Source organism: Roseovarius faecimaris (assembly GCF_009762325.1).
Lineage (GTDB): Bacteria > Pseudomonadota > Alphaproteobacteria > Rhodobacterales > Rhodobacteraceae > Roseovarius > Roseovarius faecimaris.
Genome location: NZ_CP034348.1, coordinates 3,682,692 through 3,697,346, shown reverse-complemented (window position 1 = coordinate 3,697,346; position 14,655 = coordinate 3,682,692). Strand labels below are relative to the sequence as shown.

The following is a 14,655-nucleotide window of genomic DNA, read 5'->3' as shown; positions in this document are numbered from 1 at the left end:
CCACGGGCCGCGCGCCCGTTTTTTTGTGCCTGAAACCCAACCAAGGACACCATGACCAACGACCTGATTGCCAAAGCAGCGATTGATCGCCGGATGGCCGAGATCGTCACCCCTGTCATCGAGGACATGGGGTATGAGCTGGTGCGCATCCGGCTGATGGGCGGCAAGAGTACGATGTTGCAGATCATGGCCGACAAGCCCGATGGCGGGATCGAGGTGGATGACTGCGCCGAGATCTCCAACGCGGTGAGCGCCGTTCTGGATGTGGAAGACCCGATTGCGGACGAATACACGCTTGAGGTCTCCAGCCCCGGCATTGACCGGCCGCTGACCCGGCTGAAGGATTTCGACACCTATGAGGGCTACGAGGCCAAGCTGGAAACCGCCGAGCTGATCGACGGGCGCAAGCGCTTCAAGGGCGAGCTGGCCGGCACCGATGGAGACGAGGTGCTGATCAATATCGAGGAAGGCACCATCGGGCTCAAGTTTGACTGGCTGGTCGAGGCCAAGCTGGTGCTGACCGATGAGCTGATCCGCGACATGCTGAAGGCGCGCAAGGATGCGGGCGAGATCAGCGAAGAGCAATTTGACGAAATTCAAACCATCACCGGTTCTGAGGAGGACTGACCCATGGCAATCACATCCGCCAACCAGCTGGAGCTGTTGCAAACCGCCGAGGCCGTGGCCCGCGAAAAGATGATCGACCCCGCTCTGGTGGTCGAAGCGATGGAAGAGAGCCTCGCCCGTGCCGCCAAGAGCCGTTACGGGGCCGAGATGGATATCCGCGTCTCGATCGACCGCAAGACCGGCAAGGCGACTTTTACCCGCGTCCGCACCGTGGTCGAGGATGACGAGCTTGAGAATTATCAGGCCGAATTCACCGTGGCGCAGGCCAAGCAATATATGGACGACCCCAAGGTGGGCGACACGTTCGTGGAAGAGGTCCCGCCGGTGGAAATGGGCCGCATCGCCGCGCAGAGCGCAAAGCAGGTGATTCTGCAAAAGGTGCGCGAGGCCGAGCGTGACCGCCAGTTCGAAGAGTTCCAGGACCGTGCAGGCACCATCATCAACGGCGTCGTCAAGCGCGAGGAATACGGCAATGTCATCGTCGATGTGGGCCGTGGTGAAGCGATCCTGCGCCGGAACGAGAAGATCGGCCGCGAAAGCTATCGCCCGAATGACCGCATCCGCTGCTATATCAAGGATGTGCGCCGCGAGGCCCGCGGCCCGCAGATCTTCCTGAGCCGCACCGCGCCTGAATTCATGGCCGAGCTGTTCAAGATGGAAGTGCCGGAGATTTACGATGGCATCATCGAGATCAAGGCCGTCGCCCGTGATCCGGGCAGCCGTGCCAAGATCGCTGTGATCAGCTATGACAACTCGATTGATCCCGTGGGCGCCTGTGTGGGTATGCGCGGATCGCGCGTGCAGGCGGTCGTCAACGAGCTTCAGGGCGAGAAGATCGACATCATCCCGTGGAACGAGGATGCGCCGACCTTCCTGGTGAACGCGCTGCAACCTGCCGAGGTGAGCAAGGTGGTTCTGGATGAAGAAGCCGAGCGCATCGAGGTGGTGGTGCCCGAGGACCAGCTGTCGCTGGCCATCGGCCGCCGCGGTCAGAACGTGCGCCTGGCCAGCCAGCTGACCGGGCTTGATATCGACATCATGACCGAGGCCGAGGATTCGGAACGCCGTCAGAAGGAATTCGAAGAGCGCACCAAGCTGTTCATGGAAGCGCTCGATCTTGACGAGTTCTTTGCGCAGCTTCTGGTCTCAGAAGGATTCACCACGCTCGAAGAGGTGGGCTATGTCGAGCTTGACGAGCTTCTGGTGATCGACGGTGTGGACGAAGACACCGCCAATGAGCTGCAGGCTCGCGCCCGTGACGTGCTGGAAGCGCAAGCCAAGGAGGCGCTTGATAAGGCGCGTGAACTGGGAGCCGAAGACAGCCTTATTGAATTTGAAGGTCTGACACCCCAAATGGTGCGTGCACTGGCCGAAGATGGCGTGAAAACGCTTGAGGATTTCGCCACCTGCGCAGACTGGGAACTGGCCGGCGGCTGGACCACGCAGGATGGTGAGCGCATCAAGGATGACGGTATTCTGGAACCCTTCGACGTAACGCTTGAAGAAGCACAGGATATGGTTATGACCGCCCGTGTCATGCTTGGCTGGGTGGACCCCGATGACCTGCTGCCGCAGGACGAGGGTGCCGAAGACGGCGAAGCCTCAGAGGAGGCCGAGGCCTGATCTTTCAGGCCTCGGAGGCACCTGATGGGTCGCGCTGGGCAACCCAAAGACCGCCAAGACGGTCCCGAGCGTAAATGCATCGCCACGGGTGAGGTGCGGCCTGCATCCGGGTTGATCCGTTTTGTGGTGGGGCCCGACGGGCAGGTAGTGCCGGACCTGGCGGGCAAGCTGCCGGGGCGCGGGATCTGGGTGTGTTCCACACCCGAGGCGCTGACCAAGGCGGCGGGCAAGGGGCTTTTCGCCCGTGCGGCGCGACAGCCGGTCACAGTGCCCGACGATCTGGCCGCCCTTGTGGAGGCGCAGCTATCGCGCCGGGTGATCGACCTGATCAGCCTCGCGCGCAAGGGCGGCAATGCCGTGGCGGGCTATGAGAAGGTCAAGTCCTGGCTCCAGATGGAGGAGGCGCGGGTGCTGATCCAGGCCTCTGACGGGTCGGAGCGGGGCAAATCGAAACTGAGCACGCCCTATGGCGGCAAATTCATAGGCTGGCTGACAGCGGACGAGCTGGGCCGGGCCTTTGGGAAACAGACCACGATCCATGCGGCATTGGGTGCTGGAGGTTTGTCCCAACGTGTTGTAGAGGAGGCGGCAAGGCTGAAAGCCTTTCGCGTCTCGGACGGCGAAAAGACCCGCCGGAAAGGAAGTAGAACGGAATGAGCGAGAACGACGGAAAGAAAACTCTGGGTGTGCGTGGCGGTCCCCGTTCGGGGAACGTGAAGCAGAGCTTCAGCCACGGGCGCACCAAGAACGTCGTGGTGGAAACCAAGCGGAAGCGCGTTGTCGTCCCGAAACCGGGAGCGGCCACTTCGGGCACGCCGGGTGGTGGAAAACCGAAGGCGCCCGCAAGCGATCCGTCCAAGCGCCCCGCCGGGATTTCCGAGGCGGAAATGGAGCGCCGGATCAAGGCGCTGCAGGCGGCTGAGGAACGCAAGGCAGAGGAAGCGGCACAGCGCGAGGCCGAAGAAAAGGCCCGTGAGGAAGAGCGCAACCGCCGCCGCGCCGAGGCCGAGGCCAAGGAACGCGAAGAAAAAGAGATTGCCGAACGGGCGAAAGCCAAGGCCGAGGAAGAAGAGCGCAAGCGCGAAGAGGCCGAAGCCGCTGCTGCGGCTGCTGCGGCCGCTGCTGCTGCACCCGCAGAAGATCCGGCACAAGCGCGCAGTGCCCCTGCCAAACAGGCCCCGCGCAAGCAGGACACCGCCAAGGACCGTGATCAAACGCGCGGTCGCGGCCGCGACCGTGACGATGGCCGTCGCTCTGGCAAGCTGACACTGAACCAGGCGCTCTCGGGCGGCGAAGGCGGGCGCCAGAAGTCGCTCGCTGCGATGAAACGCAAGCAGGAGCGTGCCCGGCAGAAAGCCCTCGGCGGCGGTCAGGAACGCGAAAAGGTGATCCGCGATGTGCAGCTGCCCGAGACGATCGTTGTCTCCGAGCTGGCCAACCGGATGTCGGAACGTGTGGCCGATGTGGTCAAGGCGCTGATGACCAACGGGATGATGGTCACGCAAAACCAGTCGATTGACGCCGACACTGCCGAGCTGATCATCGAAGAGTTTGGTCACAAGGTCACCCGTGTGTCGGATGCCGATGTTGAGGATGTGATCGACACGGTTGAAGACAAGGAAGAAGACCTGCAGCCGCGCCCGCCGGTGATCACCATCATGGGCCACGTGGACCACGGCAAGACCTCGCTTCTGGATGCGATTCGCGATGCCAAGGTCGTGGCAGGCGAAGCCGGGGGCATCACCCAGCATATCGGCGCCTATCAGGTCACGACCGACAGCGGCCATGTGCTGAGCTTCCTCGATACACCGGGCCACGCCGCGTTTACCTCGATGCGGGCACGCGGTGCACAGGTGACGGATATTGTTGTGCTGGTTGTGGCCGCCGATGACGCGGTGATGCCGCAGACCATCGAGGCGATCAACCACGCCAAGGCGGCCGAAGTGCCGATGATCGTGGCGATCAACAAGATCGACAAACCCGATGCAGACCCGATGAAGGTGCGCACCGATCTTCTGCAACACGAGGTCATCGTCGAGGCGATGTCAGGTGAAGTGCAGGATGTCGAGGTGTCGGCGATCACCGGGCAGGGCCTGGATGAGCTGCTTGAGGCCATCGCGCTGCAAGCCGAGATCCTGGAGCTGAAGGCCAACCCCGACCGCGCCGCCGAAGGCGCCGTGATCGAGGCGCAGCTGGACGTCGGCCGCGGCCCCGTGGCCACGGTTCTGGTGCAGAAAGGTACCCTGCGGCAAGGCGATATCTTTGTTGTGGGTGAACAGTATGGCCGCGTGCGCGCCCTGATCAACGACCGGGGCGACCGCGTGCAGGAAGCCGGACCGTCCGTGCCGGTTGAGGTCCTGGGCCTGAATGGCACGCCCGAAGCCGGCGATGTGCTGAACGTGGTCGAAACCGAAGCCCAGGCGCGTGAAATCGCTGAATACCGCGAGAAGGCCGCGAAAGAGAAGCGCGCCGCGGCAGGGGCTGCAACCTCGCTTGAGCAACTCATGGCGCAGGCCAAGGCAGATGAAAACGTCGCCGAGCTGCCCATCCTGGTCAAAGCTGATGTGCAGGGTTCTGCCGAAGCCATCGTTCAGGCGATGGACAAGATCGGCAACGATGAGGTGCGCGTGCGCGTTCTGCATTCGGGCGTGGGCGCCATCACCGAAAGCGATATCGGCCTGGCCGAAGCCTCGGGCGCGCCGGTGATCGGCTTCAACGTCCGGGCCAACGCGCCTGCGAGAAACTCGGCCAACCAGAAGGGCGTGGAGATCCGCTATTACTCGGTGATCTACGATCTGGTGGACGATGTGAAAGCGGCGGCCTCCGGTCTGCTCTCGGCCGAAGTGCGCGAGAACTTCATCGGCTATGCCACGATCAAAGAGGTCTTCAAGGTCACGGGCGTCGGCAAGGTGGCGGGCTGCCTTGTCACCGAAGGCGTGGCGCGGCGGTCGGCCGGTGTGCGTCTTCTGCGCGACGATGTGGTGATCCACGAAGGCACGCTGAAAACGCTGAAGCGCTTCAAGGACGAGGTGCCGGAGGTGCAGTCGGGTCAGGAATGCGGGATGGCGTTCGAGAATTACGACGACATCCGTGTTGGCGACGTGATCGAGATCTTCGAGCGCGAAGAGGTCGAGCGTCAGCTGGACTGATCATTCGGCAAACAGACAAGACGAAGGCGGCAGGTCTCTCTGCCGCCTTTTTCGTTTGGATCGTGGTGCAGGGCTCAGGCGGCTTTGCTGACCGGCACGCCTGAGAAGATACGATCACCAACCCGCACCTGCATCAGCCCGTTGGGCAGGGTGCGGACACAGATGCCCTGAACAGAAATGTATTTTCCGACACGGATGGTGCGAAGCATGTCTATATCCCCCCGAATGGACACGCATTATGATCAATCTATCGACACACAACCTAATTTGATCGCAACCAGAGACAATACTATCCGATTCGAGGGCTGATCAAAGCTGAAAAACGTCCAAGCTAGAGCCAGTCACGAAGAATTGGGATGAGAGGGATATCGGCGGGCGGCATCGGATAGTCACGCAGGTTGCGGGCATGGACCCATTTGAGCGCCTGGCCTTCGCGGCCCCGTGGGGTGCCCTCCCATTTTCGGCAGGCAAAGAGCGGCATCAGCAGGTGAAAATCCTCATAGCTGTGGCTGGCGAAGGTCAGCGGGGCAAGACAGGACCCCCATGTTTCAATCCCCAGTTCCTCGTGCAGTTCGCGGATAAGCGCGTGTTCGGGCGTCTCTCCCGGTTCGACCTTGCCGCCGGGGAATTCCCACAGCCCGGCCATGGACTTGCCCTCGGGCCGCTGCGTAAGAAGGATGCGCCCGTCGATGTCGATGAGCGCCACGGCAGAGACCAGCACGGTTTTCATGAGCGGTAGTCGGCGTTGATTTCGATATAGCCGTGGGTCAGGTCACAGGTCCACACCCGCGCCGTACCGCCGCCCATGCCAAGATCCACGTGAATCGCGAGCTCCTGTTGTTTCATATAGGCGGCTGCGATGTCCTCGTTATAATCGGGGCTGACCCATCCCTCGCGCGCCACGAGGATATCGCCGAAGCGGATGGAGAGCGTATCGCGATCGGCGGGCGCGCCGGATTTCCCGATGGCCATGACAACACGGCCCCAGTTCGGATCTTCTCCGGCGATGGCCGTCTTGACCAGTGGCGAATTGGCGATGGAGAGCGCATGGGTGCGCGCATCCTCATCGCTGAGCGCGCCGGTAACGGATACTTCGACAAACTTCGTCGCACCTTCGCCGTCGCGCACCACCTGATGCGCGAGGTTGAGCATGACATTGCGCAGCCCTTCCATGAAGCCGACACTCTGCTCGGTCACCCGCAGCCCGGACGCCCCGGTGGCCGCAACAAGAAGTGTGTCAGAGGTCGAGGTGTCGCTGTCGACCGTGATGCAATTGAAGGTCGCGGCGTTGAGCACCGAAACCATGTTTTGCAACTCCTGCTGGTCGATCATCGCATCGGTAAAGATATAGACGAGCATCGTTGCCATATCGGGCGCAATCATGCCCGACCCCTTGGCGATGCCCGCAATGTGGATCACCTGGCCATCGATCTCAACCTCGGCAGCAGCGCCCTTGGGGAAGGTATCGGTGGTCATGATCGCGCGCGCGGCACGGTCCATGGCGGAGGGCGAAAGCGCTTTGGCCAGTTCATCAAGTTTTGCCGTGATCCGGTCATGCGGCAGCGGCTCCCCGATAACCCCGGTGGACGAAGAGAACACACGCGTCTCGGGCAGGTTCAGCGCTTGGGCGACGGCTTGTGTCGTGGCGCGCACGGCCTCGGCCCCGTTGCGACCGGTAAAGGCGTTGGCGTTGCCTGAATTCACGATGATCGCGGCACCCGCATCGCTCGGTTTGCCGATCTTCGCCTGACAATCAAGCACCGCGGCCGAGCGGGTCGAGGACCGTGTGAATGTCCCGGCGATGGCGGTGCCCGGTGCCAGACTGGCCAGCATCACATCTTCGCGACCCTTATAGCGCACACCTGCCTCAGCGGTGGCAAAGCTGACCCCGCCGATTTCGGGCAGGTCGGGAAAGGCCGCAGGCGCAAGCGGCGATCTGGGAGGGGTGGCACCCATGATTATTGCTCCAGAAGGTCTGTTTGGTTGACAACCGACGGGTCAATCGTGCCCGCTTCGATCTGGTCGATCATGGCCTTGCTTTTCAGAGTGGCAACGTGATTCTGGAATTTCTCGTTGCGCAGTTCATTGACCAGCTGCTCGCGCACGTCGTCGAGAGAGGGCACATCCTGCGAACGTGTGTCCAGCAGGGTGATGACGTGAAAACCGAACTGAGTTTGAACCGGCTCGGACACACCACCCACGTCCAATCTGGTGACGGCATCAAAGAATGGCTCCACCATGACCCCTTTGCCGAACCAGCCGAGCTCTCCGCCATTGGGCCCCGAAGGTCCGGTTGAATGCTCTTGCGCCAGGGCTGCGAAATCGGCCCCGTCGGCCAGCGCCTTGATCAGAGATTGCGCCTTTTCCTCGGTTTCCACGAGGATATGAGCAGCGCGATACTCGATATCCGGGCCCCGATCGACATATTCGCTTTTGTAGGCGGCCTGGATTTCATCTTCGGTGAACTCTTCGCGCATCACAGCATCGATCGCGGCCCCGGCGCGGATGGCGCGGGTCTCGTTTTCGATGGTCAGGCGCGTTTGGAGCGCGGGTTCGCCTTCGAGCGATTGCGACAGCAGCGCCTGCTGTACGAGCTGCTCCAGAATGCCGTCAAAAAGGGTTGTCGGGTCAAGCTGATCGTAATGCGGTGGCAGGCTGCTGCGCACGGCCAGCATATGCCCCAGGGTGATCTCTGTGCCATCGACCGTCGCCAGCACTGTGTCCGGCGAAAGCGCCTGAGTTTCATCCGCAGCCACGGCGCCGATGGGGGCAAGGGCAAGGCTGACGGCTGTCAGAAGCGGAAGGCAGAATTTCATCAGGGCATCCTTTGCGACAATAGGTTCAGGCCAGTTCTGGCCGCACGGCGTTGACACTGTTCGGGCGGCCCCTTACATCGCCTTAAGATCAAGGAAATTCCGCCCCGGGTTGCGCCTTTGTAGGGTGCCCGATCAAGCGGGGCAAGCAATAGCCTGTCACAATCAGGCGAAACACCGGTTGGGATAAAACATGCTGGGATTTGGAGCGGTCACCAAGAAGATTTTCGGGACCCCGAATGACCGAAAAGTCAAAGCGACGCGACCGCTTGTCGAGAAGATCAACGCGCTGGAGCCCGAGTTTGAGGCGCTCTCGGATGAGGGGTTGATCGAGAAGACCGCCGAGTTCAAAGCGCGGGTCTCGAACGGTGAAAGCCTCGAGTCGCTTTTGCCCGAAGCCTTCGCCAACTGCCGCGAAGGGGCGCGCCGGGCGCTGGGCCTGCGGGCCTTCGACGTGCAGCTCATGGGCGGTATTTTTCTGCATGAGGGCAACATCTCGGAAATGAAGACCGGCGAGGGCAAAACCCTTGTCGCCACTTTCCCGGCCTATCTCAATGCGCTGACCGGGCGCGGTGTGCACATCGTGACGGTGAACGATTATCTGGCCCGCCGCGATGCCGACTGGATGGGCAAGGTTTATGGTGCGCTCGGGATGAGCTGTGGCGTGGTCTATCCGCAGCAGGCCGAGGATGAAAAGAAAGCGGCCTATTCCGCCGATATCACCTATGCCACCAACAACGAGCTGGGCTTTGATTATCTGCGCGATAACATGAAATCCTCGCTGGAAGAGATGAACCAGCGCGATCACTACTTCGCGATTGTCGACGAGGTGGACAGCATCCTGATCGACGAGGCGCGGACGCCGCTGATCATCTCCGGCCCGGCGCAGGACCGCAGCGACCTGTATATTACAATCGACAAGCTGATCCCGGAGCTTACGGAAGAGCATTACTCGATCGACGAGAAGAACCGGAGTGTGAGCTACACCGACGAGGGCAACGAGTTCCTCGAAGCGCTGCTCAAGAAGCATGGCATTCTGGAAGAAGATGCCTCGCTTTATGATCCGGAAAGCACGACCATCGTGCACCATGTCAATCAGGGTCTGCGCGCGCACACGCTATTTGCCCGTGACAAGGAATATATCGTGCGCGGTGACGAGGTGGTGCTGATTGACGAATTTACCGGCCGGATGATGGCCGGACGGCGCCTGTCCGAAGGTCTGCATCAGGCGATCGAAGCCAAGGAAGGCGTGAGCATCCGGCCCGAGAACGTGACGCTGGCTCAGGTGACGTTCCAGAACTATTTCCGCCTTTACGAGAAACTGGCGGGCATGACCGGCACGGCCGCCACCGAGGCCGACGAATTTCGCGAGATTTATGGGCTGGGCGTGGTTGAGGTTCCGACCAACAAACCGATTGCCCGTGTGGATGACGATGACGCCGTGTTCCGCACCGCGAAAGAGAAGTATGACGAGGTGATCACCGTGATCCGCGAGGCCCATGAAAAGGGTCAGCCGACGCTGGTGGGTACCACCTCGATCGAGAAATCTGAAATGCTCAGCAAGATGCTGACCGAGGCCAAGATCAAGCACAACGTGCTGAACGCGCGGCAACACGAGCAGGAGGCGCAGATTGTGGCCGATGCGGGCCGCTTGGGTGCCGTGACGATTGCGACGAACATGGCCGGGCGCGGGACCGACATCAAGCTGGGCGGGAATGTCGAGTTCAAGATCATGGAAGCCATCGCTGCCGACCCCGAGGGCGACCCCGAGACGATCCGGGAACGCATCGAGGCCGAGCATGAGGCCGATGAGCAGGCGGTGAAGGATGCAGGCGGCCTGTTTGTTCTGGCCACGGAACGGCACGAAAGCCGACGGATCGACAACCAGCTGCGCGGCCGCTCGGGCCGTCAGGGGGACCCGGGACGTTCGGCGTTCTTCCTGAGCCTCGACGATGACCTGATGCGCATCTTCGGCTCGGAACGGCTGGAAAAGGTGCTGTCGACGCTGGGCATGAAGGAAGGCGAGGCGATCATTCACCCCTGGGTGAACAAATCGCTGGAGCGCGCGCAGGCCAAGGTGGAAGGGCGCAACTTCGACATCCGCAAGCAGCTTCTGAAGTTTGACGACGTGATGAACGATCAGCGTAAGGTGATCTTCAAGCAGCGGCTCGACATCATGAAGGCCGAAGATCTGTCGGATATCGTGCAGGACATGCGCGGCGAGGTGATCGACGATCTGATCGACACGTATATGCCGCCGAAAACCTATGCCGATCAATGGGATACCGAAGGGCTGCATAAGGCGGTGATCGAGCAGTTCAATATGGACGTGCCGGTAATCGACTGGGCGAATGAGGAAGGCGTGGACGATGACGAGATCGCGGATCGCCTGGATTCTGCCGCTGAACAGATGATGACCGAGAAGGCCGAGGCGTTCGGCCCCGAGAACATGCGGATGATCGAAAAGCAGGTGCTTTTGCAGACGATCGACGGCAAGTGGCGCGAGCACCTTCTGCGTCTGGAGCATCTTCGCTCGGTCGTCGGCTTCCGTGGCTATGCGCAGCGTGATCCTCTGAACGAATACAAGAACGAGGCCTTCCAGCTTTTCGAAAACATGCTGGACAGTCTACGCCAGGAAGTGACCCAGAAGCTGGCCCAGATCCGGCCGATGACGCAGGAAGAGCAAGACGCCCTGATGCGGCAGATGCAGGAACAGCAGGCTGCGATGCAGAAGGCCGCCGAGCCGCCTGAGCCTGTGGGCAATCCCGAGAACGCGCGCGAAGGCTTTGTCGAGGACGATCCCAGCACCTGGGGTGACCCGGGCCGGAACGAGCAGTGCCCCTGCGGATCAGGCAAGAAATTCAAGCATTGTCACGGGCGTCTGGTGTAACATACGCCTTCAAGACGCCCGAATGTGACCCCTCAGGCGTCATAACTGGGCCTTGATCGTTTTGTAGCGTCCCAGAGCTTCAAAAGCTGTGGGAGGTCGTCATGATCCAGCCAAAACGACTCATTACTGCCGGGGGAACGCTCGTTTGCGCCCTTGGTATCGGGTATTTCATGCAAAGCGGATCGCAGGTTCCGGCAGGGGCCGGTGGTCAGCAGGTCGCGTCTGCGAGCATGGTCGCAACCGAGGCAGCGGCTACGATGACTGATGCCGCTCCGGTTGAGGTCAACGATCTGGCGCTTGCCTCTGCTGCTCCTCCGACGCTTCCTGAATCGCCTGCCATTGCAGAATTGCCGGCGGAACCGGTGGTCAACGCCGCGCTGGAGGACATTCCGCTGGCGGAAATGCCCGAAGAGGAGGCCGCCCCAAGCTTCAATTGCGAGCATATGCTGAGCGCGATGGCGCAGGCTGCTGCGATGGTGCAACTGACGCTGGAAGCCCCTTGCATGGTCAACGAACGGTTTACCCTGCACCACAATGGCATGATGTTCAGCATGACGACCGACATGGAAGGCACGGCAGAATTCGCGGTTCCGGCGCTGTCGGAAAACGCGGTGTTCATCGTGGCCTTCGCCAATGGCGAAGGGGCTGTTGCCAATGCATCCGTGACATCGCTGGAGTATTACGACCGCGCTGTTGTGCAGTGGAAAGGTCAGAGCGGCATGCAGGTTCATGCGCTGGAATATGGCGCCGATTATGGCGAAGCGGGTCACGTGTGGGCCGATGCCGCGCGGGATGAAAGTAGCGCGGCGCTGGGTGAGGGCGGGTTCCTCACGCGGTTGGGCGATCCGGAGCTTGATCAGGCATTGATAGCTGAGGTCTATACCTTCCCTTCCGGCGTGGCCAAACAGGGCGGGGATGTGACCCTGAGCGTCGAGGCCGAGATCACCGCAGCCAATTGCGGCCGAGATGTCGAGGCGCAGTCGCTCCAGAAAAGCGCCGATGGCAGCCTGAAAGTGCAGGACCTGGTGCTGGCCATGCCTGAATGTGACTCGGTTGGTGACTTTCTGGTGTTGAAAAACCTGCTGAATGACCTGAAAATCGCCGGGAACTAATCCGGCACGATCCGAGGTCACTTTATGACAAGGCTACGTGCGGCGGTCCTCGCCGCACTTCTTCTTTTTGGGATGGCGCCCGGCGCCTCTGCGCAGGATGTGACGCTCACCTCCCGCGACGGCGATGTTGAGATTTCCGGCAATCTGCTGGGGTTCGATGGCGAGTTTTACCGCGTCGATACGATCTATGGTGAGCTGACCGTCGATGGCTCGGGCGTGGATTGCGAGGGGCCGGGATGTCCAAACCTCAACAACTTCGTTGCTCGGATCACCCTTGCCGGTGAGCCTGCGATCGGTCGTGTTCTGATGCCTGGCCTGCTGGAGGCGTTCGCCATAAAGAGCGGCTACTCCCTGGAGCGGGAAAGCCGTGCTGATGCGGATTTCAGCTATCGTATCACCGACAAGTCGACCGGGCAGCTTCTGGGTGAGTTCGATTTTCAGCTGACCAATTCGGACGAAGGTTTCGCGGACCTTCTGGCCGATGAGGCCGATATTGTCATGTCCCTGCGTGAGGTGCGGCCGGAAGAGGTGAAGCGCGCGCGCGATGCCGGGCTTGGAAACCTCCTTGCCAGGGGGCGCAGCAAGGTGGTGGCCCTTGATGCGCTGGTGCCCGTGGTGTCACCGACGAACCCGGTGCAGGACATTACAGCGCCGCAGCTTGCCGATGTGCTTTCGGGGAAGATCACCAACTGGGCGGTCCTCGGCGGGCCGGATGCGCCGATTGACGTACAGATGCTGAGCAATGTGTCGGGACTGGGTCAGGCCGTGGCCGACCAGGTGCTGCGTCCCGCGTCGGTGGCGCCCGCGCCCTCGGTCACATGGCATGAAAGCGATCAATCGCTTCTTGCTGCTGTGATGGCGGATCCCTTTGCCATCGCGGTCACGCGGCAGTCTGATACGGGCAGCACCTGGCCCCTCGCGCTAAAGGGACAATGCGGATTTGCCATGAAGGCCATGCGCCGCGCGGTGAAGACCGAGGATTATCCGCTGACGATGCCATTGTTTCTGTACATGCCCGCGCGCCGCTTTCCCAAGCTGGTGCGCGAGTTTCTGACCTATCTGCGCGATCCGTCAGCGCAATTGGTGATCCGGCGCGCGGGGTTTGTGGATCAGACCCCCGAAGAGATCGAGATCAACGCGCAGGGGGATCGTTTTGCAAATGCGATTTCGAGGGCGGGCGAAGAGGTGAGCCTTGGTCAGTTGCAAGCAATGGTGCGCGCATTGGCGCCGCTGAAACGACTGACCACCACGTTCCGGTTCGAGACGGGTTCAACCCGGCTTGATGCGCAGTCACGTTCCAACGTTCTGCAACTGGCGCGGGCCATGGAGCTGGGCCATTACGATGCGCGGCGACTTGTCTTTGTGGGGTTCAGCGATGGGCAGGGCCCGGCCGAGGGCAATCTGGAAATCGCGCGCAAACGCGCCGAAGCGGTACGCGCCGCCGTGACTCGCGCGGCAGAGACGGCCAACCTTGCCCGGATCAGCATTGAGACGATTGCCTTCGGCGAAGCGATGCCGATGGCCTGCGATACCAGCGAATGGGGTCGGCGGGTGAACCGGCGGGTTGAGGTCTGGGTCAGGTAGGGCCCTACAAGTGGCCTTCCGCCTGAAAGCTCATCTCGCAGGATTTTCCGATGATGATGTGATCATGCAGGGTGATGCCCAGAGCGTCACAGGCCGCCTGAACCTGGCGGGTCATGTCGATATCTTCTGCTGACGGCGTCGGGTCGCCCGATGGGTGGTTGTGGATGAGGATCAATGCGCTGGCATTGAGCTGCAATGCGCGCTTGACCACCTCACGCGGGTAGACCGGAACATGATCCACCGTGCCGCGCGCCTGTTCCTCGTCCGCGATCAATACGTTCTTGCGATCCAGATAGAAGATGCGGAACTGCTCGGTTTCCCGGTGCGCCATGGTGGTGTGGCAATAGTCGATCACCTGTGTCCAGCTTGAGATCACATGGCGTTGCAGGATACGCGAACGCGCCAGCCGATGCGCTGCGGCTTCGATGATTTTCAGCTCGCAGATGACGGCCTCGCCCACGCCGCTGACCTGAGCAAGGCTGTGCGGATCGGATGACAGCACGCCGTTGAAATCTCCAAACCTGTCGAGCAAGCTGCGCGCAAGGGGTTTCACATCCTGTCGCGGAATCGCGCGAAACAGAACAAGCTCCAGCAATTCGTAGTCAGGCATCGCACCTGCCCCGCCTTCCAGAAACCTCTGGCGCAGACGCTTGCGATGATCGCGGATGTATGACGGAAGTTTGGCGCGGGGCAGGGCGGGTGACTGCAGCGCCTCGTCCCCGTTAAAGAGCGGGAGCGGCATCTCAGAAAAAGCGGCGTTCTGGGTCATGTGCTGACAATGCAGCGCCATGGTTACGGATTTCTTAATCCTGAACGAAAAAGGCACCCGCGCCGGGGTGCCTTTTCAGAGTTGCAGG

At 61.3% G+C, this 14,655-nt stretch carries 12 protein-coding genes; 7 read left to right on the top strand and 5 right to left on the bottom strand.

Annotation, left to right across the window (positions count from 1 at the left end; genetic code table 11):
• The first annotated feature begins 51 nt into the window (after nt 1-51).
• From rimP to infB, 4 genes are read left to right on the top strand one after another with little or no spacing between them, the layout of a single operon-like run.
• Nucleotides 52-627 (top strand): ribosome maturation factor RimP, encoded by a 576-nt coding sequence (gene rimP, locus EI983_RS18375; protein WP_157708785.1) that lies wholly within the window; start codon nt 52-54, stop codon nt 625-627.
• A 3-nt stretch (nt 628-630) separates the two neighbouring features.
• Entirely contained in the window at nt 631-2,250 is a 1,620-nt protein-coding gene (nusA, locus tag EI983_RS18370; RefSeq protein ID WP_157708784.1) for a transcription termination factor NusA, read from the top strand.
• Nucleotides 2,251-2,274: 24 nt separating this feature from the next.
• Complete coding sequence (locus EI983_RS18365) at nt 2,275-2,907, top strand: RNA-binding protein (RefSeq protein ID WP_157708783.1); 633 nt, start codon at nt 2,275-2,277, stop codon at nt 2,905-2,907.
• Nucleotides 2,904-5,399 carry a translation initiation factor IF-2 gene (gene infB, locus EI983_RS18360; protein WP_157708782.1) on the top strand — a complete coding sequence of 832 codons (2,496 nt, stop codon included), beginning with the start codon at nt 2,904-2,906 and terminating at the stop codon, nt 5,397-5,399. The genes EI983_RS18365 and infB overlap by 4 nt, the downstream gene beginning before the upstream one ends.
• 74 nt (nt 5,400-5,473) lie before the next feature.
• On the opposite strand, the gene EI983_RS19480 is transcribed toward infB, so the two are convergent.
• The 4 genes from EI983_RS19480 to EI983_RS18345 form a co-directional block, all read right to left on the bottom strand.
• Nucleotides 5,474-5,608 (bottom strand): hypothetical protein, encoded by a 135-nt coding sequence (locus tag EI983_RS19480; protein WP_281356439.1) that lies wholly within the window; start codon nt 5,606-5,608, stop codon nt 5,474-5,476.
• Between the two features lie 122 nt (nt 5,609-5,730).
• On the bottom strand, nt 5,731-6,129 hold the full coding sequence (mutT, locus tag EI983_RS18355; RefSeq protein ID WP_157708781.1) for an 8-oxo-dGTP diphosphatase MutT: 399 nt from the start codon (nt 6,127-6,129) through the stop codon (nt 5,731-5,733).
• Nucleotides 6,126-7,355: a bifunctional glutamate N-acetyltransferase/amino-acid acetyltransferase ArgJ gene (argJ, locus tag EI983_RS18350; RefSeq protein ID WP_157708780.1), complete on the bottom strand. Its 1,230-nt coding sequence runs from the start codon at nt 7,353-7,355 to the stop codon at nt 6,126-6,128. The genes mutT and argJ overlap by 4 nt, the downstream gene beginning before the upstream one ends.
• A 2-nt stretch (nt 7,356-7,357) precedes the next feature.
• The gene (locus EI983_RS18345) at nt 7,358-8,215 is read right to left on the bottom strand and encodes a peptidylprolyl isomerase (RefSeq protein ID WP_157708779.1); all 858 of its coding nucleotides are present in this window, start codon (nt 8,213-8,215) and stop codon (nt 7,358-7,360) included.
• A gap of 190 nt (nt 8,216-8,405) precedes the next feature.
• On the opposite strand from EI983_RS18345, the gene secA reads away from it, so the two are divergent.
• The 3 genes from secA to EI983_RS18330 all read left to right on the top strand — a co-directional run bounded on the left by secA (nt 8,406) and on the right by EI983_RS18330 (nt 13,798).
• Entirely contained in the window at nt 8,406-11,102 is a 2,697-nt protein-coding gene (gene secA, locus EI983_RS18340) for a preprotein translocase subunit SecA (protein WP_157708778.1), read from the top strand.
• 257 nt (nt 11,103-11,359) lie between these two features.
• On the top strand, nt 11,360-12,214 hold the full coding sequence (locus tag EI983_RS18335) for a hypothetical protein (RefSeq protein ID WP_246162229.1): 855 nt from the start codon (nt 11,360-11,362) through the stop codon (nt 12,212-12,214).
• Nucleotides 12,215-12,238: 24 nt separating this feature from the next.
• On the top strand, nt 12,239-13,798 hold the full coding sequence (locus tag EI983_RS18330; protein WP_157708776.1) for a substrate-binding domain-containing protein: 1,560 nt from the start codon (nt 12,239-12,241) through the stop codon (nt 13,796-13,798).
• A gap of 4 nt (nt 13,799-13,802) precedes the next feature.
• On the opposite strand, the gene radC is transcribed toward EI983_RS18330, so the two are convergent.
• Complete coding sequence (radC, locus tag EI983_RS18325) at nt 13,803-14,567, bottom strand: RadC family protein (RefSeq protein WP_157708775.1); 765 nt, start codon at nt 14,565-14,567, stop codon at nt 13,803-13,805.
• Between the last annotated feature and the right edge of the window lie 88 nt (nt 14,568-14,655).